Annotated in this window: 24 protein-coding genes; 17 read left to right on the plus strand and 7 right to left on the minus strand. The window is 66.4% G+C overall.

Translation table 11 applies throughout. From position 1 onward, the window contains the following. Window positions 1–47: 47 nt before the first annotated feature. The 3 genes from AC1RMY_RS24105 (at window position 48) to AC1RMY_RS24115 (ending at window position 2175) form a co-directional block, all read left to right on the plus strand. Window positions 48–806, plus strand: a complete 759-nt coding sequence (locus AC1RMY_RS24105; protein WP_492868969.1) for an ABC transporter permease — start codon at window positions 48–50, stop codon at window positions 804–806. A gap of 12 nt (window positions 807–818) precedes the next feature. After that, entirely contained in the window at window positions 819–1601 is a 783-nt protein-coding gene (locus AC1RMY_RS24110; protein WP_492868916.1) for an ABC transporter ATP-binding protein, read from the plus strand. A 64-nt stretch (window positions 1602–1665) separates the two neighbouring features. Continuing rightward, entirely contained in the window at window positions 1666–2175 is a 510-nt protein-coding gene (locus tag AC1RMY_RS24115; RefSeq protein ID WP_492868918.1) for an OsmC family protein, read from the plus strand. Here AC1RMY_RS24115 and AC1RMY_RS24120 read toward each other — a convergent pair whose 3' ends face one another. Continuing rightward, on the minus strand, window positions 2176–3360 hold the full coding sequence (locus AC1RMY_RS24120) for a DNA recombination protein RmuC (protein WP_492868920.1): 1185 nt from the start codon (window positions 3358–3360) through the stop codon (window positions 2176–2178). Window positions 3361–3478: 118 nt separating this feature from the next. On the opposite strand from AC1RMY_RS24120, the gene def reads away from it, so the two are divergent. From def to truA, 3 genes are all read left to right on the plus strand, one after another. Beyond that, window positions 3479–4054 (plus strand): peptide deformylase, encoded by a 576-nt coding sequence (gene def / locus AC1RMY_RS24125; protein WP_492868922.1) that lies wholly within the window; start codon window positions 3479–3481, stop codon window positions 4052–4054. A 202-nt stretch (window positions 4055–4256) separates the two neighbouring features. Continuing rightward, complete coding sequence (gene fmt / locus AC1RMY_RS24130; protein WP_492868923.1) at window positions 4257–5186, plus strand: methionyl-tRNA formyltransferase; 930 nt, start codon at window positions 4257–4259, stop codon at window positions 5184–5186. Next, the gene (gene truA / locus AC1RMY_RS24135) at window positions 5186–5923 is read left to right on the plus strand and encodes a tRNA pseudouridine(38-40) synthase TruA (RefSeq protein WP_492868925.1); all 738 of its coding nucleotides are present in this window, start codon (window positions 5186–5188) and stop codon (window positions 5921–5923) included. The genes fmt and truA overlap by 1 nt, the downstream gene beginning before the upstream one ends. A 28-nt stretch (window positions 5924–5951) precedes the next feature. Here truA and AC1RMY_RS24140 read toward each other — a convergent pair whose 3' ends face one another. From AC1RMY_RS24140 to AC1RMY_RS24150, 3 genes are read right to left on the minus strand one after another with little or no spacing between them, the layout of a single operon-like run. Next, entirely contained in the window at window positions 5952–6539 is a 588-nt protein-coding gene (locus tag AC1RMY_RS24140) for a hypothetical protein (protein ID WP_492868927.1), read from the minus strand. A gap of 57 nt (window positions 6540–6596) precedes the next feature. Beyond that, on the minus strand, window positions 6597–7793 hold the full coding sequence (gene dapE / locus AC1RMY_RS24145) for a succinyl-diaminopimelate desuccinylase (protein ID WP_492868929.1): 1197 nt from the start codon (window positions 7791–7793) through the stop codon (window positions 6597–6599). Further along, a complete protein-coding gene (locus AC1RMY_RS24150) occupies window positions 7742–8215 on the minus strand; it encodes a DUF805 domain-containing protein (RefSeq protein ID WP_492868930.1) in 474 nt (157 codons plus the stop codon). Before AC1RMY_RS24150 ends, dapE begins: the two co-directional genes overlap by 52 nt. 258 nt (window positions 8216–8473) lie before the next feature. Here AC1RMY_RS24150 and AC1RMY_RS24155 point away from each other — a divergent pair, with 258 nt between their 5' ends. From AC1RMY_RS24155 to AC1RMY_RS24205, 11 genes are all read left to right on the plus strand, one after another. After that, window positions 8474–9088: a ribonuclease D gene (locus AC1RMY_RS24155; protein WP_492868932.1), complete on the plus strand. Its 615-nt coding sequence runs from the start codon at window positions 8474–8476 to the stop codon at window positions 9086–9088. Between the two features lie 169 nt (window positions 9089–9257). Beyond that, on the plus strand, window positions 9258–9995 hold the full coding sequence (gene lptC / locus AC1RMY_RS24160) for an LPS export ABC transporter periplasmic protein LptC (protein WP_492868934.1): 738 nt from the start codon (window positions 9258–9260) through the stop codon (window positions 9993–9995). Between the two features lie 2 nt (window positions 9996–9997). Next, window positions 9998–10720 carry an LptA/OstA family protein gene (locus tag AC1RMY_RS24165; protein WP_492868935.1) on the plus strand — a complete coding sequence of 241 codons (723 nt, stop codon included), beginning with the start codon at window positions 9998–10000 and terminating at the stop codon, window positions 10718–10720. 80 nt (window positions 10721–10800) lie between these two features. Further along, window positions 10801–11673, plus strand: a complete 873-nt coding sequence (gene lptB / locus AC1RMY_RS24170; RefSeq protein WP_492868937.1) for an LPS export ABC transporter ATP-binding protein — start codon at window positions 10801–10803, stop codon at window positions 11671–11673. Window positions 11674–11941: 268 nt separating this feature from the next. Beyond that, window positions 11942–13471, plus strand: a complete 1530-nt coding sequence (gene rpoN / locus AC1RMY_RS24175; RefSeq protein ID WP_492868971.1) for an RNA polymerase factor sigma-54 — start codon at window positions 11942–11944, stop codon at window positions 13469–13471. 117 nt (window positions 13472–13588) lie between these two features. Continuing rightward, window positions 13589–14176: a ribosome hibernation-promoting factor, HPF/YfiA family gene (gene hpf / locus AC1RMY_RS24180; RefSeq protein ID WP_492868972.1), complete on the plus strand. Its 588-nt coding sequence runs from the start codon at window positions 13589–13591 to the stop codon at window positions 14174–14176. Window positions 14177–14263: 87 nt separating this feature from the next. Further along, window positions 14264–14725, plus strand: a complete 462-nt coding sequence (gene ptsN, locus AC1RMY_RS24185) for a PTS IIA-like nitrogen regulatory protein PtsN (protein WP_492868938.1) — start codon at window positions 14264–14266, stop codon at window positions 14723–14725. Window positions 14726–14893: 168 nt separating this feature from the next. Further along, window positions 14894–16522 carry a fumarate hydratase gene (locus tag AC1RMY_RS24190; protein ID WP_492868940.1) on the plus strand — a complete coding sequence of 543 codons (1629 nt, stop codon included), beginning with the start codon at window positions 14894–14896 and terminating at the stop codon, window positions 16520–16522. Then, window positions 16519–16869 (plus strand): hypothetical protein, encoded by a 351-nt coding sequence (locus tag AC1RMY_RS24195; protein WP_492868941.1) that lies wholly within the window; start codon window positions 16519–16521, stop codon window positions 16867–16869. The genes AC1RMY_RS24190 and AC1RMY_RS24195 overlap by 4 nt, the downstream gene beginning before the upstream one ends. Before the next feature lie 79 nt (window positions 16870–16948). Continuing rightward, a complete protein-coding gene (locus tag AC1RMY_RS24200; protein WP_492868943.1) occupies window positions 16949–17605 on the plus strand; it encodes an MBL fold metallo-hydrolase in 657 nt (218 codons plus the stop codon). Between the two features lie 29 nt (window positions 17606–17634). Further along, on the plus strand, window positions 17635–17994 hold the full coding sequence (locus tag AC1RMY_RS24205) for a hypothetical protein (protein ID WP_492868945.1): 360 nt from the start codon (window positions 17635–17637) through the stop codon (window positions 17992–17994). A 21-nt stretch (window positions 17995–18015) separates the two neighbouring features. On the opposite strand, the gene AC1RMY_RS24210 is transcribed toward AC1RMY_RS24205, so the two are convergent. The 3 genes from AC1RMY_RS24210 to efp all read right to left on the minus strand — a co-directional run bounded on the left by AC1RMY_RS24210 (window position 18016) and on the right by efp (window position 20748). Further along, window positions 18016–19182 (minus strand): IQM protein middle domain-containing protein, encoded by a 1167-nt coding sequence (locus AC1RMY_RS24210; RefSeq protein WP_492868947.1) that lies wholly within the window; start codon window positions 19180–19182, stop codon window positions 18016–18018. Between the two features lie 381 nt (window positions 19183–19563). Further along, window positions 19564–20082: a DUF1993 domain-containing protein gene (locus AC1RMY_RS24215; protein ID WP_492868948.1), complete on the minus strand. Its 519-nt coding sequence runs from the start codon at window positions 20080–20082 to the stop codon at window positions 19564–19566. 96 nt (window positions 20083–20178) lie between these two features. Next, window positions 20179–20748, minus strand: a complete 570-nt coding sequence (gene efp, locus AC1RMY_RS24220) for an elongation factor P (protein WP_492868949.1) — start codon at window positions 20746–20748, stop codon at window positions 20179–20181. Window positions 20749–20768 lie beyond the last annotated feature (20 nt).

Here is a 20768-nt window from a genome sequence, read left to right on the forward strand (position 1 = left end):
CGATCGGCGAGCAGGGCGGTCTCTCCCGCTCGCGGTCGCGCCGCCGGATGCTCGCGCTCGCCGGCTTCGTGCTGCCGGTGCTGCTGGCGATCCTCTGGGAGATCGCCGTCAGGACAGGGCTGGCCAATGGCCGGCTGATGCCGCCGCCGAGCGTCGTCGGCGCGACGCTCTGGAGCCTCGCCGCATCGGGAGAGCTTTTCACCCATGCCACGGCGACGCTCTGGCGGGTCGCGGCGGGCTTCGGCCTCGGCGCGGCGGCAGGCACGCTGCTCGGAGCCGTAACCGGAGCGCTGCCCGTGGCGCGGGGCATCCTCGACCCGACGCTCCAGGCCCTGCGCGCCATCCCCTCGATCGCCTGGGTGCCGCTCTTCATCCTCTGGCTCGGCATCTTCGAGGCCTCGAAGGTCGCGCTGATCGCGGTTGGCGTGTTCTTCCCGGTCTATCTCGGCGTCGCCGCCGCGATCCAGGGCATCGACCGCAAGATCATCGAGGTCGGCCGCGTCTTCCGGCTCGGCCGGCTGGCGATGGCGCGACGCGTGCTCCTGCCGGCAATCCTGCCGGCCTGGATCACGGCGCTGCGCTCGGGGCTCGGGCTCGGCTTCATGTTCGTGGTCGCGGCCGAGATCATGGGTGCGAGCGAGGGTCTCGGCTATCTCCTGGTGGACGGCCAGCAGCTCGGCCGCCCCGACACCATCATTGCGGCCATCATCAGCTTCGCCGTGATGGGCAAGTTGGCGGACGGGCTGCTCGTCGCCCTCACGCGGCCGGTTCTCGCCTGGCAGGACACGGCGCGCGACAAACTTTAGAAAGCCCCCTCGATGCTGAGCTTCGAGACCCTCTCGAAAACCTATGCCGACGGCACGCAGGCCCTGTCGGCCGTCACCATCGATGTCGCGGCCGGCGAGATCCTGGCGCTGGTCGGCGGCTCCGGCTGCGGCAAGACCACGCTGCTGCGGCTGATCGCAGGCCTCGACCGTCCGAGCGCAGGGCGCATCCTGCTCAATGGCGAGGCGATCACCGAGCCGCGCGCCGATGTCGGCGTCATCTTCCAGGAGCCGCGCCTGTTCCCCTGGCTCTCGGTCGCGGAGAATGTCGGCTTCGGCCTGCCGCATCTCTCTGCCTTCGAGCGCGAGGGGCTGGTGACGAATGCCCTCGTCCGCGTCGGCCTCGCTGGCCATCAGGACCGCTGGCCGCGCGAGCTTTCCGGCGGCCAGCAGCAGCGCGTGGCGATTGCTCGTGCGCTGGTGACGCGGCCGAAGCTGCTTCTGATGGACGAGCCCTTCTCGGCGCTCGACGCGACGACGCGGGCGAGCCTGCACGGGCATCTGCTGGCGCTCTGGGGCGAAAGCCGGCCGACCATGGTGATGGTGACGCATGACGTCGAGGAGGCGGTGACGCTGGCCGATCGCATCGTGGTGATGCAGCCCAGGCCCGGACGAATCTTCGACGAGTTCGACAACCCGCTCGCCCGCCCGCGCGACCATCTCTCGCCGGCCTTCGAGGCGGGCAAACGTGAGGTGCTCCGCAGCCTCGACCGCTCGCTGCGCGACGAGGAGCCACATCAGCAGAAGACGGCGGAAACCGCGGGGATGTGGTGGTAGCGGACGGCCGCGACAGTCGCTACCAAGACGGCAATCACACCAAGGCCTGATCCGAGGAAATCCCATGGACGTCACCGCTCTTCGCGCCCTGCAGGCTCCGCTGAAGGATGCCTATCGCAATGACCCGAACGCTGCCTTGATCACGTTGAAGGCCAAGGGCGAGCTCGACGACCAGCATATCGCCTGCAAGGTCGAGACCGGCCGCGCGATCGCGCTCGCGGGCCTGCATCCGGCGACGGGTGGCAGCGGCGCCGAGCTCTGCTCGGGCGACATGCTGCTGGAAGCGCTGGTCGCCTGCGCCGGCGTGACGCTGAAGGCCGTCGCGACGGCGCTCGAGATCGAGCTGAAGAAGGGCGTGGTTCGTGCCGAGGGCGATCTCGACTTCCGCGGCACGCTCGGCGTCGCCAAGGACGCGGCCGTCGGCTTCAAGGCGATCCGCCTCTTCTTCGACGTCGAGACCGATGCCCCGCAGGAGAAGCTCGACAGCCTGCTGAAGCTGACCGAACGCTACTGCGTCGTGTTCCAGACGTTGAACGTGAAGCCGGAACTCTCGGCGACGCTCAAGGTCGGCTGATCACTCCGCCGCGTTCTTCAGCGACAGCCCCTGCGCGAAGGGCAGCGTCGGCTCGGCCTTCGCCTCGTCGAAGTCGAGCGCGACGATGCGCTCGCCGCGGCTTGAGATCTTCGTCGCGGAGGTGCGGATGCCCGCGACATCCTCCTGCGCCTGGCGGAAATGCTGGTCGAGCCTCTCGGCCCGCTCACCCAGCCGGCGGACATCTGCGAGCAGCTTGCCGACCTCGCTCTGGATCACCTGCGCCTCCTCGCGCATGCGGGCGTCGCGGACCAGCGACTGCATGAGCTGGATCGCCAGCGCCAGCAGCGAGGGCGAGACGATCATGATCCGGGCGCGATGCGCCTTCTGGATCACGTCGTCGAAATGCTCGTGCAGATCGGCATAGATCGACTCCGACGGCACGAAGAGCAGCGCCATGTCCTGCGTCTCGCCGGGCAGGAAATAGCGCTCGGCGATGTCCTTCACATGCACGCCGACATCGTTGCGCACGCGCGCAGCGGCCGCCTTCCTCGTATCGTCGCTGCGGGCCTCGCGAAGCTGCGTAAAGCTCTCCAGCGGGAACTTGGCGTCGATGACGAGCCCGCGCCCGTCGCCCGGCAGGGTGACGAGGCAGTCCGGCCGGCGGCCGTTGGAAAGCTGGGGCTGGAAGGCGAAGAAGGCTGTCGGCAGGCCGTCACGGATGATCGCCTCCATCCGGCCCTGGCCATAGGCGCCGCGCGCCTGCTTGTTGGAGAGCACGTCGCGCAGCGTCACCACCTCGGAGGTCAGGCTGGTCAGGTTCTTCTGGGCGCTGTCGATCACGGCCAGCCGCTCCTGCAGCCGGCCGAGGCTCTCGGTGGTCTGGCGGACATTCTGTTCCAGCCCGGCGCCGACCTGCTGCCGCAAACCGTCCATCCGGTCGGCGACGAGGCGCGCGAGGTCGCCTTGCCGCGTCGACAGGATCTCGGCCATGGACTGCATGCGCCCTGTCATCTCGGCCTGCAGCCGGTTCATCTCGGCGACCTTGTCGTCCATCTCGCGGGCGCGTTCGGCCGTCATAGCGGCTTCGATAGCGCGCTCCCGGCTGCCTCGCCAAGAGGACAGAGCCATGAGCAGGAGCAGGGCGAAGCTCAGCGCCGCGAAGCCGAAGGCGGCCTCGGCCCAGGTCACGGGGCGGTCGAGAAGAACGAAGGCGATCTCTTTCATACCGAGATGCTAGCCGATTCGGGTGAATGAATTCGAACGAAAGCGGAACAGTTTGACCGGCTGCGTGCAAGGGCTTATGTCGCCCCTTCATCACGAAATCCCGCGCAGAAATCCTTTCATGGCCATTCGCCCTCTCGTCATCCTGCCCGACGCCCAGCTTCGTTTGGTCTCGACCCCCGTCGAGGATATCACGGCCGAGATCCGCACCCTCGTCTCCGACATGTTCGAGACGATGTATGACGCGCCGGGCATCGGCCTTGCGGCCATCCAGATCGGCGTGCCCAAGCGCGTGGTCACGCTCGATGTCGCCAAGCGCCCCCCCGACGATAGGGAAGAGGGCGAGGGGGAAGAGGGGACCGATGGCGCCCAGGAGAAGCGCGACGCGCAGCCGCGCAACCCCATGGCCTTCATCAACCCCGAGATCACCTGGTCGTCGGAAGAACGCAGCGTCTATGAGGAGGGCTGCCTTTCGATCCCGGAATATTACGAGGAGGTCGAGCGCCCGGCTTCGGTCAAGGTCCGCTACACCGATCTTGACGGCAAGCAGCAGGAGATCGAGGCCGACGGGCTGCTCGCCACCTGCCTGCAGCATGAGATCGACCATCTCAACGGCGTGCTGTTCATCGACCATCTTTCGCGCCTCAAGCGCGAGCGCGTCACCAAGCGTTTCGCCAAGCAGGCGGCGAGGCGCTGAGGCGTAGCGGCACATCGGCGTTTTCCGCAGCCCTCATCCTGAGGAGCCGCGTCAGCGGCGTCTCGAAGGATGCTCCAGACGGTTCCGGAGCCTCCTGGAGCATCCTTCGAGACGCGGGCTTTTGCCCGCTCCTCAAGATGAGGGCTCGAATGATTGTTCGTCGGCGGGCAAGGCCGACCCCACCTAAGGTAAAGACCGGCGTATGAGTTTGCGCGTCATTTTCATGGGCACCCCCGATTTCGCGGTGCCGACCCTCACCGAGATCATCGGCCAGGGCCACGAGGTCGTGAGTTGCTACACGCGTGCGCCTGCCCAGGCCGGGCGCGGGCTGGAACTCAAGCCGTCGCCCGTTCAGAAGGCCGCCGAGCGCTTCGGCATCCCGGTCTTCACGCCCACGACTTTGAAGACCGCGGAGGCGGCCGAGCAGATCGCCTCCCATGATGCCGATGTCGCTGTGGTCGTCGCCTATGGCATGATCCTGCCCCAGGCGATCCTCGATCTGCCGGAACTCGGCTGCCTCAACCTGCATGCCTCGCTGCTGCCGCGCTGGCGCGGCGCGGCGCCGATCCAGCGCGCGGTCATGGCCGGCGATGCCGAAAGCGGCGTCTGCGTCATGAAGATGGAAGCAGGGCTCGACACCGGCCCGGTCGGCATGGTCGAGCGCCTCGAAATCGGTCCCGACATGACGGCCGGAGACCTGCATGACCGCCTGGCGCCGCTCGGCGCGGATCTGATGGTGCGGGCTCTCGCGGCGCTGGGCCGTGGCGGCCTGCACTTCACGCCGCAGCCGGAGGAGGGTGTGACCTACGCCGCCAAGATCGGCAACGCCGAGGCGAAGCTGAACTGGGCGCGCCCGGCGAAACATGTCCATGATCTCGTGCGCGGCCTTGCGCCGTTCCCGGGCGCGTTCGCAGAGGTCGATCTCGGCAAGGGGCCCGAGCGTCTCAAGGTCTTGCGCACGGCGCTCGCCGGCGGCGCGGCCGAGCCCGGCATGCTGCTCGACGACGAGGGCACGATTGCCTGTGCGGAAGGAGCCGTGAAGCTCCTCCAGGTCCAGCGTGCCGGTGGCCGGCCGATGAGCGGGGCCGAGTTCCTGCGTGGCGCACGACTCGCCGCCGGCGCCAAGCTCTGATGCCCCGCTACAAGCTCGTCATCGAATATGACGGCACGCCCTTTTCAGGCTGGCAGCGCCAGCTCAACGGCCCGTCCGTGCAGCAGAGCGTCGAGGAAGCGGTCGAGGCCTTCTGCGGCCATGCGGTTAGGCTGCATTGCGCCGGGCGCACCGATGCCGGCGTCCATGCCACGCATCAGGTCGCCCATGTCGATCTCGACAAGGACTGGCGCACGGATGTGGTGCGTGACGCCAGCAACGCCCGCCTGAAGCGCCTGCCGGTGGCGGTCGTCAGCGCCGAGGCCGTGTCCGACGATTTCGACGCGCGCATCTCGGCCAAGCGGCGTTATTACATCTACCGCATCCTCGACCGGCGCGCGCAGCCGGCGCTCGACCGCAACCGCCTCTGGCATGTGCCGGTGAAGCTCGATCACGAAGCGATGGATCGTGCCGGCAAAGCCCTGCTAGGCCATCACGACTTCACCACCTTCCGCGCCGCCGAATGCCAGGCCAACAGCCCGATGCGGACGCTGGATCGGCTCGATGTCCGGCGCGAGGGCGACGAGATCGTGGTCTACGCCCATGCGCGCTCCTTCCTGCACCATCAGGTCCGCTCGATCGTCGGCTGCCTGAAGATGGTCGGCGCCGGGCGCTGGCCGGAAAACAAGCTCGGCAAGGTTCTGGCGGCGCGCGACCGCTCGCAATGCGCGGCGCTGGCGCCACCCTGCGGGCTGTATCTGGCCGGCGTGGACTACTGAGGCTGGCTTCTTCGCAAGAGCCTCTCGCTCAGAGCGGCAGCAATCCGAATATCCGCACGACCCCATAGTCCGCGATCACGCTCGCCAGCACGATCGGGGCGGCGATCCGGCTCTCCGGGCCGAAGGCCGCGCGCGCCACGCAGTAGCGCAATCGCAGCACGATCACGCCGAAGGCCAGCGCCTGCAGGCCGGCGAGGCTCGGATACGACCAGCCGATCGCGAACACGGCCGCCGGCACGGCCATCAGGCTGGCCGAGACGATGCCGGCCCAGTTCCAGGCGATGACGAAGCTGGTGAAGCGCGGCGCCTGCGCGAGGCGCGGCGCCAGCGCGACCAGCAGGGTGGGAACCGCCAGCACGGCGAGAAGCTCGGCTCCGATCACCGCCATGGCCAGGCCGGGCGAGGTGAACAGGCCGGCCGTGTTCGGCAAGCCGGCGAGAAGGCGCACGGCGGCGAGAATGGCGATCGTCGCCGGCAGCATCAGCGCGAAGGCGAGGAAAGAGCGCCAGAACCCGTCGCGCGTCAGGTCCAGTTCCTGGAGGGCCTCGGAGCCGCGCGTCATCAGGTGCCATGACCCGCGCAGCGACCGCGCCACATCGTCAGCAGCAAGCCTCATCATCCGCTTCCTTAGACTTTCGTCTAAGGCAGACTATCCGCCTGCCGGGCCGGGGCGTCAAGGCCCATGCTGCACTGCAAAATAACTGCTGAGCAGCCGATGGGTGATCCGCTCCAGCGCCAGCAGGTCCGCGACCGCGACGCATTCGTCGACCTGATGCATGGTCTGGCCGACGACGCCGTATTCGACCACCGGACAGTAATTCTTGATGAAGCGTGCATCCGAGGTGCCGCCCGTGGTCGAGAGCGCCGGGCGTTTGCCGGTCTCGGCCTCGACCGCGTCGGCGACCATCGCGACAAAGGGGCCGGGCTGGGTCAGGAAGGCGACCGAATTGGTCGGGTCGAAGCTGATTTCGTAGCGCACCGCGTTGCCTGCGGCCTCGCGCAGGCGTCGCTCGATCTCGGCCGCCAGCGTCTCCGGCGTCCAGACGTCGTTGAAGCGGATGTTGAAGACGGCCTTCGCTTGGGCGGGCACGACATTGGTCGCGGGGTTGCCGACATCGAGCGTCGTCACTTCGAGATTGCTCGGGTCGAAATGCTCGGTGCCTTGGTCGAGAGGCGCAGCGTCCAGCGCCGCCAGCAGCCGCACCATGCCGCGGATCGGATTGTCGGCGAGATGCGGGTAGCCGACATGGCCCTGCTTGCCATTGACGGTCAGGCGGCCGGTCAGCGAGCCGCGCCGGCCGATCTTGATCATGTCGCTCATCGCGGCCGGATTGGTCGGCTCGCCGAGCAGGCAATGATCAAAGCGCTCGCCGCGCGCATGCGCCCAGTCCAGCAGCTTGATGGTGCCGTTGACGGCCGGGCCTTCCTCATCGCCGGTGACGAGGAAGGCGATCGAGCCCGGCGCTTCGGGGTTCTCACGCCGGAAGCGCAGGGCAGCCGCCATCATCGCGGCGAGCCCGCCCTTCATGTCGCAGGCGCCGCGACCATGCAGCGCGCCGTCCGCGACGGTGCCGCCGAAGGGATCGCGCGTCCAGGCCGCCGCATCGCCGACCGGCACGACGTCGGTATGGCCGGCGATGACGAAGACCGGTCCTTCCGTGCCGATGCGGGCGTAGAGGTTTTCGATATCGGGCGTGCCGGGCGCGCTGAAGACCGGGCGCTCGACGCTGTATCCCTCATCGGACAGCACGGCGCCGAGCAGCGCCAGCGCGCCGCCTTCATGCGGCGTCACGGAGGGGCAGCGGACAAGCGCCTGTGTCAGGGCGACGGGGTCGAGGGGATCGAGGTCGGGGCGTGGGGCGGTGTCCATGCTCCCGCTTTAGCATCGGCGCCATCCGCCGCAAGCGCTTCCCCGCCTTGCACTGACGGCATCAGGCCGAGATCGACGAGGGCGAACAGCCAGGCGATCAAGGAGACCGTGTCGAGCGAGGGCGCCCAGGCATAGGGCAGCCATGGCTGAATCTGGTCGGGCAAGACGATCGCGCAGATCAGCACGATCCCGTAAAGCGCGCTGCTCCCGCGATCCACCGCTCGCTTGGCCGCCAGAGCGGCCCAGGGGAACAGCGCGAAGGACTGCGCAAAGGCCACGGCCGCCGCTGCGTTATGCCCGAACAGCATTGGTGCCGTCTGCTGCACGCCGAGCAAGGCCAAAGTCACCAGCGCACTCCCCAGCCAGAAGCGGCCGAGGCCGATACGTCCGTCAAAGTCGGTGAGCAGGCGGAAAAGGGACATCGATCAGGCTCCGATGCCGTCAATCTGGCATGCCCGGGCCGCGGCTGGAAGGATATGGTGAATAAAGGGTTAACGCGCCGGCGGCGCACGCTCCGCAGAAAAGGCTTGAACGCCGGGTTCCGCGCCGCTAGCTGCGGCGACAGGTGTTGGCATTCCGCAGACGAGACTTGGCGCTTCAGTCCAGGCTTGGGCTTTTCGCGCGGTCGGGCCTCATTTCGGATTTGAGGGGCGCGCAGGCGCCCGAGCGAGGTTTGCGATATGACCATCCGTTTCCATCGCGGCGATCTGCCTGACGGCTTCGACGCCGGCGCCAGCATCGCGATCGACACCGAGACGCTCGGGCTGAACCCGCATCGCGACCGGCTCTGCGTCGTCCAGCTCTCGCGCGGTGACGGCACGGCCGATGTCGTCCAGATTCCGAAGGGCGGCGAACGCCCGGTCAATCTGATCCGGCTGCTTGAGGACCCGGCGGTCCTCAAGCTGTTCCATTTCGCGCGCTTCGACATCGCGGTGCTGCGCCAGGCCTTCGGCGTCGTCACCGGCCCGGTCTATTGCACCAAGATCGCTTCCAAGCTGACCCGCACCTATACCGACAGGCACGGGCTCAAGGATCTTGTGCGGGAACTGCTCGGCGTCGAACTCTCCAAGCAGCAGCAGTCCTCCGACTGGGGCGCTGACACGCTGAGCGATGCCCAGCTCACTTACGCGGCCTCGGACGTGCTGCACCTGCACGCACTGCATGCGCGGCTGGAGACGATGCTCGCACGCGAAGGGCGCACCCATTTGGCCAAGGCTTGCTTCGACTTCCTGCCCTTCCGCGCCGAACTCGATCTGGCGGGTTGGTCGGAGGCCGACATTTTTGCGCATGCTTGACAAATTCTAAGGCTTCTTGCGTCAGTCTGGCTGTGACTGGCCGGTGCGAGGGCGCGCGCCGGATGACACGAAAAAGCCGTTAGCGACTGCCATTGCGCGGGGCATGACTGTGGCGATGACAACCAATGACTGGGCCGCCCGCCCTGATGAGCGCGGGGAACGGAGGAGCTTGGCGCATCGCCAGGCGGCCTTCGGCGCCGCGCGCCGGCACACGACGCTCGTCCGCTTCCTGCGCCGCGCCATTCCCGTCGGCGCCGTCGTCGCCGTGCTGGCCCTGATCGTGGCGCCGTTCCTCAACCCGCTGCGCGGCGTCGCCAATGTGTCTCTCGGCGCGGTCGGTATCTCCGGCGGCAAGGTGAAGATGGATACGCCCCGTCTGTCGGGCTACCGCAAGGACAACCGCCCCTATGAGGTGACGGCCGAGGCGGCCCTTCAGGAGATCCGCAACCCGACGCAGGTCGAACTGCAGGCGCTGACCGCCAGGCTCCAGATGGAGCGCGAGGGCTGGGTCACGGTCAACGCGAAGACCGGCCATTTCGATACGCAGAAGGAAAAGCTGCGGCTCGTCGACGACGTCCGGGTCAAAACCGAGGCGGGTTACGATATCCGCATGAAGACCGCCGATGTCGATTTCAAGGGCGGCACCGTGGTCTCGAAGGACCCGGTGAAGGTCATCGTCGACGCTAACACGGTGGATGCCGATTCGCTCGATGTGAAGGACAATGGCGCGCTGATTGCTTTCCATGGCCGGGTTCGCGTCTATATTCCCAATGCACCGGCCGGCACGATTGCGGGTCCCGAGCGGGAAGGCAGCACGCCGCGCCTGGATTTGCTTGAGCCAGTGCGTTCAACGCCCGCCGGCGAAACGCCGCCGACGAGAAATCAGTCGAACGGGACGGGACAGTGACAATGCAGGTAGCCATGAGCCTCTCCGGCTTCATCCGCTTCGGAACCCTCTCCCGGCAGGCGGCCATGCTTGCAGTGGTGGCGGGCGCCATCCTTGCTTGCGTGCCGCAGGACGGCTTCGCCCAGGGCCGCGGCCGCGGCGGCGGTGCGGCGAGCTCGCCGCTCGGCGGCCTCGGCGGCGACAGCAAGGAGCCGATCAAGATCGACGCCGACAAGCTCGACGTGCTCGACAAGGAAAACAGGGCCGTGTTCAGCGGCAATGTCGTTGCCGTGCAGGGCGAGACGACCGTGCGCTGTACGGTCATGACCGTGTTTTACGAGGGGCGCGGCGGTGGGCAGGGCGGCGCCGGTGCGGCCCGTGCCACGGCTCCCGCGGCGCCGGCTGCCGCCGGTGCGGCGCCGGGGCAGTCGAACGACAGTTCGATCAAGCGCATCGAGTGCAAGGGGCCGGTCACGGTCGTCTCCAAGACGCAGGCCGCGACCTCCGACAACGCCGTGTTCGACCGCGCCAACAATACGGTCGTTATGACCGGCAATGTCGCGCTGAACGACGGCCCCAACATCACGCGCGGCGAGAAGCTGACCTACAATACCGTCACCGGCATCGCCAATGTCGAGACGAACAAGGGCGGCCGCGTCCAGGGCTTCTTCGTGCCGAATTCTGAAACGGGCGCCAAACCCGCGGCCGGCGCAACGCCCGCCAAACCGGCGACGCCGACCAACTGAGCTGGGTCCGCACGCCCCGCGGGCACCCCGCCTAACTCTCCTCCAGACCAGGCACAGCGCCCGCAGTGACAATCTCCGACATGCCGCAATCCGAGACGGTGCCCGCCCGCGCAGCGCCCACGACCCATCAATCCGGTGCAGGCGTGTTCAGCCGTCTGTTCGGGCGATCCGGGCGAGGCGACGGCAGTGTCGTGGGCATCGGCTCCGCGGAGGCCGCAGCGATCGGCGGCGCCGGCATCCTCGCGGTCAGCGGCCTGCGCAAGAGCTATGGCGGCCGCATGGTGGTGAGCGATGCGAGCCTTCACCTGCGCCAGGGCGAGGCCGTCGGGCTGCTCGGGCCCAACGGCGCCGGCAAGACCACGATCTTCTACATGATCACCGGACTGGTCGCGGCTGATCTCGGCACGATCTCGCTGGAAGGGAACGACATCACGCAGCTGCCGATGTACCAGCGCGCGCGGCTGGGCATCGGCTATCTGCCGCAGGAAGCCTCGATCTTTCGCGGTCTCAGCGTCGAGGACAACATCCGCGCCGTGCTCGAGGTGGTCGAGCCGAACCGCAAGGAGCGCGAGCGCCAGCTCGACCAGTTGCTCGAAGAGTTCACCATCGCGCGCCTGCGCAAAGCGCCTTCGATCGCTCTCTCCGGAGGCGAGCGGCGGCGTTGCGAGATCGCACGTGCGCTCGCCGGCAAACCCTCCTTCATCCTGCTCGACGAGCCCTTCGCCGGCATCGACCCGATTGCGGTCGGCGACATCCAGGCGCTGGTGCGGCAACTGACCGATCGCGGAATCGGCGTCCTGATTACGGACCACAACGTCCGCGAGACACTGGGCCTCGTCGATCGCGCCTACATCATCCATTCCGGCCGGGTGCTGACCGAGGGCTCTCCAGCCGAGATCATCGCCAACCCCGATGTGCGCCGCGTCTATCTCGGCGAGGATTTCCGGTTGTAAACGCGGTGGGGTGCGCCCGGCCGCTGATGGCACCAGCGCTGGCGTAACGAGCGGCGATCTGGCGGTTACCGCCGGCGCCGCGGCGAAATGGGTCCACGGGTCGGCAACGAAACCCCGAGCGGCCACTTCCCTCACATGTTGCAGTGCATTAATTTCCCTGCTCAATGCTGAGGCAAGGCTTTGACGCGCTCGTCAGACGGCGCTAGTCTGCCCCTCAAGCAAGAAGTGTGCCGAAATGGCGCGCTGGCAGGGAAGGGTCGATGCCGCAATGGCGATGATGCCGCGCATGGAGCTGCGCCAGGGCCAATCCCTGGTCATGACGCCGCAGTTGCTGCAGGCGATCAAGCTTCTGCAATTGTCGCATCTCGAACTGCAGAACTTCGTCGAGGGCGAACTGGAGCGCAATCCGCTGCTGGAGCGCGACGATGCCTCCGACGGCCCGTTTCAGGCCAATGGCGCGGATGGCGCCCATGCCGCCGACCCCGAGACCTATGCCCGCGCCGAAAGCCTGAACAGCCAGGAGGGCATGGAAAACCGGCTCGGCACCGGGCTCGACAATGTCTTCCAGGGCGAGCAGCCCAGCGTGGCGCGGTTCGATACGCGCGGCGCCGACAGCCTGCCCATCATCGGCGGCGCCTATGGCGGCTCCGGCGGCTCCTTCGAGGAGGGGCCAGACGGATTCGAGAGCAGCCTGACGATTGAAACCTCGCTGCACGACCATCTCAGCACGCAGCTCGATCTGGCGGTGCATCAACCGGCGGATCGCCTGATCGGTCGTCATCTCATCGATGCGGTCGACGATTCCGGCTATCTGGGCGAAGCCGTCTCCGATATCGCGGAGCGGCTGGGCGTCTCGATCGCCCGCGTCGAAGGCGTGCTGCGCATCGTCCAGAGCTTCGATCCCTCCGGTGTAGCTGCGCGCGACGTCAGCGAGTGCCTGTCGATCCAGCTGCGTGACCGCGACCGCTTCGACCCCGCGATGCAGGCGCTCGTTGCCAATCTCCACCTCGTCGCCAAGCGCGATTTCACGGCGCTCAAGCGGCTCTGCGGTGTGGACGACGAAGATATCGCCGACATGGTCGCCGAAATCAGGCGGCTCGATCCAAAGCCCGGCCGCGGCTTCGGCGGCTCGACCGCGGAGACGGTTGTGCCGGATGTCTTTATCCGCGCCGCGCCCGACGGATCCTGGCTGGTCGATCTGAACCCCGACACGCTACCGCGCGTGCTGATCAACCAGACCTATCACGCCCGCGTCTCCAAGGCGGCGCGCAGCGACGAGGACAAGGCCTTTATCGCGGAATGCCTGCAGACGGCGAACTGGCTCACCCGGTCGCTGGAGCAGCGCGCCCGTACCATCCTGAAGGTGGCGAGCGAGATCGTGCGCCAGCAGGACGGTTTCTTTGCCCATGGCGTCGAGCATCTGCGCCCGCTCAACCTCAAGACGGTGGCCGACGCCATCGGCATGCATGAATCGACCGTTTCGCGCGTCACCTCGAACAAGTATCTGATCTGCTCGCGCGGCGTCTTCGAGATGAAGTACTTCTTCTCGGCTGCGATCGCTGCCACCGGCTATGGCGAAGCCCACTCGGCCGAGGCCGTGCGCTTCCGCATCCGCCAGATGATCGACGAGGAGGCGCCGGCCGATGTGCTGTCCGACGATGCGATCGTTGCGCGCCTCAAGGCGGGCGGCATCGACATCGCGCGCCGGACCGTCGCGAAATATCGCGAGTCGCTGCGGATTCCCTCTTCGATGGAACGTCGGCGCGAGAAGGTTGCCATGGCGATGGGCAGCCGCTGAGCCCTGCGCGCGGCGGCCCTGGATCTTTGGGCCATATCATTGACATACCCGGTAGCCAGTTCTTAGCTCCTACTGATGGCCGATCTCCCGGCCATGACTAGCAAGGGGAAGCACTCCATGAGCTTGCGAATCTCCGGCAAGAACCTTGATGTCGGCGAAGCCCTGCGCGGGCAGGCCGAGGCACGCGTTGCCGCTGCCCTCGGCAAATATTTCGAGGGCGGTTATCAAGGTCATGTCACCGTCGGAAAGGACGGCACGGCCTTCAAGACGGACGGCGTGCTGCATCTGTCGTCGGGAATCACGCTCGAGGCCTCCGGCACGGCGCATGACGCCTATGCCAGCCTCGACAAGATGGCGGAGCGCATCGAGAAGCGGCTGCGCCGCTACAAGCGACGGCTCAAGGATCGCTCGGCATCAGCCAATGGTCGTGAGCAGGGCGTCGCAATCCCCAGCTATGTGATTGCTGCTCCGGACCATGAAATCGAGGAGGTCGAGTTCGACGGAGCTGGCGACAACCCCGTAATTGTGGCCGAAACGACCAAATCCCTTCATGTGATGACGATCAGCGACGCGGTCGCCGAGCTCGACATGACGGGCGCGCCGGTGGTGATCTTCAGCCATGCTGGCAATGGCCGGATGAACGTCGTATACCGCCGCCGTGACGGCAACATCGGCTGGATCGATCCGCCGGCGTCGCTGTCTTAAGGTCTGCCGGGGTCCCGGGCGGACCCCGAACCTTGACCCTGCCGCACATCTCTCCAGGCGCGGCATGGGACATGCATGGACTGGCGCATGACGCTGATCGATCTCCTGACTCCCGCGGCGGTGATTTCGCCTCTGCGGGCCAACGGCAAGAAGCAGGCGCTGCAGGAACTGGCCCAGCATGCGGCGCTGGTCACAGGACTGCCCGAACGCGAGCTCTTCGAGTCCTTGCTGCAGCGCGAGCGGCTGGGCTCGACCGGCATCGGCGACGGTATCGCGATCCCCCATGGCCGCATGCCGGGCATCGACCGCCTGGTCGGGCTGTTCGCCCGTGCCGACAAGCCGATCGATTTCGACGCCCTCGACGGCCAGCCTGTCGACATCATCTTCGTGCTGATCGCTCCCGAAGGCGCCGGCGCGGATCATCTGAAGGCGTTGGCCCGTGTCGCCCGCGTGCTGCGCAACCCATCGGTGCTCGAACAGATCCGCAATACCCGCGATCCCGCCGCGATCTACGCGGTCCTGGCCGAGTCGGCTGCGAAGGCGGCCTGACCCAGGCATGCGCATCGCGCTCGATGTGCCGGATGCGTGGCTGGCTTGAGCCCATCGCACTCTCTTGCATTTGACCAGATCGCAACATCGTCTATTCGATCCGGCGATCCTCCTGCCCGCAGGGGCCTGGGGACGCCGTTCAATGCGTTCAATGCCGGAGTTCCGCCGATGGCCTATACCCATGTCGATCTCTTCCCGCTCGGCGAGGATAAGACGCCCTATCGCGCGCTCGGCAGCGAAGGCGTCTCGGTCGAGAAGATCGGCGATCGCGAGGTGCTGAGCGTGTCGCGCGAGGCGATCCGCCGCCTCAGCGAGCAGGCCTTCATCGACATCAACCATCTGCTGCGCCCCGGCCATCTCGCCCAGCTCCAGAAGATCCTCGACGACCCCGAGGCGACCTCGAACGACAAGTTCGTCGCCTACGACCTGCTCAAGAACGCCAACATCGCCGCTGGCGGCGTGCTGCCCATGTGCCAGGACACCGGCACGGCGATTATCATGGGCAAGAAGGGCCGCATGGTCTGGACCGACGGCGAGGACGAGCAGGCCCTGGGCGAGGGTGTCGCCGACGCCTATTTCAAGCGCAACCTGCGCTATTCCCAGGTCGCTCCCCTGTCGATGTTCGAGGAGAAGAACACCGCGACCAACCTGCCGGCGCAGATAGATATCTATGCCGAGGGCAAGGGACATGCGGAGGATGCCTACAAATTCCTCTTCGTTGCCAAGGGCGGCGGCTCGGCCAACAAGACCTTCCTCTTCCAGGCGACGCCTTCGCTGCTGACGAAGGACCGGATGATGGCCTTCCTGAAGGAGAAGATCCTGACGCTGGGTACGGCGGCCTGCCCGCCCTACCACCTCGCCATCGTCATCGGCGGCACCTCGGCCGAGCAGAACCTGAAGACCGTCAAGCTCGCCTCGACGAAATATCTCGATGCGCTGCCGACTGAAGGCTCGCCGCTCGGCCATGCCTTCCGCGACCTCGCCATGGAGGAGGAGGTCCACAAGCTGACGCAGTCGCTCGGCGTCGGCGCCCAGTTCGGCGGCAAATATTTCTGCCATGACGTGCGCGTTATCCGCTTGCCGCGCCATGGCGCCTCGCTGCCGATCGGTCTGGGCGTCTCCTGTTCGGCCGATCGTCAGGCCAAGGGCAAGATCACCCGGGACGGCATCTTCCTCGAGGCGCTGGAGACCAATCCGGCGAAATACCTGCCCGAGGTCGAGGATGCCTCGCTCGGCGGCGACGTCGTCAAGGTCGACCTCAACCGGCCGATGAGCGAGATCCTTGCTACGCTGACGAAATATCCAGTGAAGACGCGGCTTTCTTTGACGGGGACGATCATCGTCGCCCGCGATTCCGCCCATGCCAAGATCCGCGAGCGGCTCGAGAGCGGGCAGGGCATGCCCGAATATCTGAAGAACCACCCGGTCTACTACGCCGGCCCGGCCAAGACGCCGGAGGGCTTCGCCTCCGGCTCCTTCGGCCCGACGACCGCCGGCCGCATGGATTCCTTCGTCGACCAGTTCCAGTCCTTCGGCGGCTCGATGGTGATGCTCGCCAAGGGCAACCGTTCTGCGAGTGTAAGGGAAGCGTGCAAGAAGCATGGCGGCTTCTATCTCGGCTCGATCGGCGGCCCGGCGGCGCGCCTGGCGCAGGATTGCATCAGGAAGGTCGAAGTCCTGGAATATCCCGAACTCGGCATGGAGGCGGTCTGGCGCATCGAGGTCGAGGATTTTCCGGCCTTCATCGTCATCGACGACAAGGGCAACGACTTCTTCAAGGAGCTGAACCTCGGATGAGGCGCCGTGCCCTTGGGAGTTTTGTCCTCGGCGGTCTCGCTCTCGCGCTGCTCGCGGTCGCGCCGCCGGTCCTGGCTCAGGGCCGCCCGGCCAGTTGTTCGCGCGATCTCTTCCAGAACGAGGGCGGCCTGCGCCGCCAGCAGGCGCGGCTGACCGCCGTCGCGAATGCTGATCAGGCGACGCAATGCCGGACCTGGCGCGAGCATGTCGGCTTCTTGCAGAGCGCGCGCGCCGTTTTCGCGACCTGCCAGAGCGGCGCCGAGCGCGAGCAGAATGTCGGCCTGATGGATTCCGAACTGGCCGACTACCGCTCGCTGCTCGCCAATCGCTGTGGTGGCAAGCGCTGAACGGTGGGTCGCTCCGCTCGGAATTATGAGGGCGCGCGACGATGACCGGCTGCGGCCGAAACCGAACGGAGACGATCCTATGACCGATCAGCCGCAATCGCCTCTCGGCGTCGCCGTCGTCCCGGTGACCGCGTTCCAGCAGAACTGCTCGATCCTCTGGTGCACGCGCACGAAGCAGGCCGCGATCGTCGATCCCGGTGGCGATGTCGCCTTGATCCAGGGGGCATTGAAGGAGATCGGCGTCACGCCCGCTGCGATCTGGCTGACCCATGGCCATCTCGACCATGCCGGCGGCGCGACCGAACTCGCGGAAGCGCTGTCGCTCCCGATCATCGGACCGCATGAGGCGGACAAGTTCCTGCTCGACGACCTGCCGAGATCGGGCCTGCGCTTCGACATTCTCGACATGAAGGCGGTGACGCCGTCGCGCTGGCTCGTCGAGGGCGACGAGGTCTCGATCGGCGATGTCAGCTTCTCCGTGCAGCATGTGCCTGGCCATACCCCCGGCCACGTCACCTTCTTCCAGAAGGATCTGCGCTTCCTGCTCGCGGGCGACACCGTCTTCGCCGGTTCCGTCGGCCGGACCGATTTTCCCTATGGCAGCCACGAGACGCTGATCGCCGGCATCAAGAGCAAGCTCTTGCCGCTCGGCGACGACGTGCAGTTCTTGCCGGGGCACGGGCCCGCGAGCACGCTCGGCGAGGAGCGGGTGAACAACCCGTTCCTGCAGGGCTAGCTCAGTCAGGCGCGGCAATGCATAAGGCAATGCTGATCGGAAAGACCATTGTCTGGACCATCGCCGGGCTGGCGATCGGCGTGGTAGCCCTCTCGTTCTGGCGTGGTTCGCCATCGTCGGAAGTGCAAGTTGTTTCGATCCGCGCCTTCGAGGCATCAGCGAAAGACGGTCGCCTTCATTGCATCGCCCCTCAGCACTACAGCCTGGCTGAGGTCGAGCGTAGCGATCCGCAGGCGGGCAGGGCGCTCCGAACGCTTGTGCCGCAAGACATCATCGACGCAAGAAATGCCGACGATACCTACACCATGATGAGCGTCATCGACGGCAAGGGCGTCTACGTCCGCTATTTCAGCTATCACGCGTTGTCCAATGCGGCCACTTGCTGGTGAGCGCGTGTTGCGCAGCGCCGGTCAGCCGCTGTTGAAGCGCGAGATCAGGTTCTGAACCCTCCCTTGCCGGGGCGGTGGCTGAACAGCCACGCGCGCAGGACGCGGCGGCGGAGACGGCTTTCGCTGAATGCCTAGCTTCGACCCGATGCTCATCGAGGTCCCGCCGAAGGTGATGTACTCGACATCGTGCCAGTCGGTGTTCGGCATCCTGCGCACCAGCAGCTTCAGGAAGGTGGCGATGTGCATCTCCTGCGAGCGGTAATGCCCGTTCTTCTCGTGGACGCCGCGAATCCGGCCGTTCTCGACGCGCATCATGCCCGAGGCCAGGACGGGCGCCCCGCACAGGAAGCTGGAATGGTGAAAAAGGCCGTTCACATGCATGCCGGCATAGACCACGTTCTGCGGGCTGAGGACGAAGGCAGCCCAGCCCGTCGACATGCCGCGCAGCGCGTTGGACGGCCAGGTGCTGGTGTCGAGCAGCTTGTCATCGGCATTCGCGAACACCACCGAGCGTGACATCTTGCTGAGGATCATATTCTGGACGATGGGCGACATGCGCGAGCGCATCAGTCCATTGTCGAAGGAGACCTCGAACAGCGCCCGGTAGATCAGGTCGTCGACATAGCGCACCGAAACGTCCGCCAGGTCCTTCCGCACGGCCGGGTCGAGCTTGTCGAGATACTCCCAGAACGAGCACTGTTCCGCGGATTTTGCCCAGTCGTCGTAATGATTCTTGAGCTCCTGTCCGCGCCGGTGGTGCTTGTCCAGCACCTCGAGCCAGTTCTCCTGCTGCATCAGCCGCACCGGATCCGCGCCATGGCCCTTCATCGACGCCTTCGGCATCAACTTGCCGAAGGCAGCCTTGGCCTTGGCCCAGTTCTGCAGGCCGCGCAATTCGGCGACGGCCGCCTCATGCAAATCCTGGATCGCCATGGCGCGGAAGGATTCGTGCTGGTCGATCTTGGTCTGCTTGTCGCTGAGCCAGCTGTCGCAGAGCGCGATCAGCGCGAGCAGACCCTGCGTCCGCATCTTGCGCTCGTCGCGTGGGATGTTGGCATAGCGCGGCAGCGCCGCGTCGATCTTGAGCAGGGTCTTGTTGACCCGGCGCGCGAAGCGCTTGGATGTGTCTTGCCTGAAAAGCTCCGCGCCGCCCGCGCGCAGATAGACCGTGCCCTTCGGCTCCGCCATCACGTCCTCCCCCCGATTGCAGCCCCATGATGAGAGCAGTCGAGGTTGACGCAAGGAAAGTTCAGAGGCGGCGAGATATATTTGCAGGGCAGAAACGCCAACGGCCATGCAGCGGAACGGTGCGCGTACATCCGGCGTCACACATTCGGCTCATGGCCGTCTTCAGCGGCGGTGGAAGACGTTGGACCGCCCTCGACATCGCCGATGAAGCACATATGGAAGCGGTCGGTGTCGATTTCAAGGCGGCGGCGCAAATGAAGCCAACCGCATGCCTTCCGTCATTGCGAGCGCAGCGAAGCAATCCGGAACGAACGGCTCTACCGTTCTGGATCGCGCGTCGCTCCGCTCCTGGCGACGCCGGCTGGGTACCGCAGCGTTTCGTCAGCCGTCGAGCACGCCGAGCAGGAAGTCCTGCTTGCCGATCTGGATGCCGTTCTTGCGCAGGATCGCGTAGGCGGTCGTAGCGTGGAAATAGAAGTTCGGCACCGCAAAGCGCGTCAGATAGACCTCGCCCGGCATCGTCACGGTCGCGCTCGGGCCGCGCGGGAAGGTGACCTCGCGCGTGACGCCGGCCTCGAAGGCCGCATCGTCAATGCCCTCGACGAAGGCCAGCACCTTGGCGATGCGCGCCTTCAACTCGTCGAAGCTCTTTTCCTCGTCGGGATGCTTCGGGTTCTCGCCGCCCGCCAGGCGTGCCGCGGCGTTCTTGGCGAAGTCGCAGGCAAGCTGGATCTGGCGTGAGAAGGGCAGCATGTCCGGCGCCAGCCGCGCGCTCAGCAGCACCTCGGGCTGGATCTTGCGCGCGGCCGCCTGCTCGGCGGTCTTGTCGAGGATGGCGTCGAGCGCCTTGAGGGTCTGGACGAAGCCGTTGAGCGCGGCAGAGCGAGCGGTGATGGGCATGGGTCGCTATCCTCAAACGAAAAACGGGCCCGGTCGGGCCCGCTTGCGCTGTCGATATAAGCCTTCCCGCGGCAATTGCAGCGCGGTCCGCTCCAATCAATCCTTGGCGCGCTCCACATAGGAGCCATCTTCGGTCATGACGACGATACGCACGCCGGGGCCGATATGCGGCGGCACGGCGGTCCGCACGCCGTTGACCAGGATGGCCGGCTTGTAGGAGGACGACGCGGTCTGGCCCTTGGTGACCGGCTCGGTCTCGGCGACCTCGACCGTGACGCGCTGCGGCAGTTCGATCGCGACGGCCTTGTCCTCGAACACCGACAGCGAGACCTTCATGCCTTCCTGGAGGTAGGGAGCCATGTTGCCGACCACGTCGCCATCGACGTGGATCTGGTCGAAGGTCTCGGGGTTCATGAAGACGTACTGCTCGCCGTCCTGGTAGAGATAGGTGAAGTCGCGATCCTCGACATAGGCGCGCTCGACCTGCTCGGTCGTCTTGTAGCGCTGGGTCATCTTCACGCCGTCGGAGATGCGGCGCATGTCGATCTGCGTCGTCGGCGTGCCCTTCCCGGGAAAGAAGCTCTCGGCCGAGAGGACCGAGCAGAGATGCCCGTCGAGTTCGAGCACGTTGCCCTTGCGAACGGAGGATGCGATGACCTTGACCACGTGACTTGTCCTTGAGCTTG

This window comes from Allobosea sp. GW822-FHT03F07, assembly GCF_058801345.1.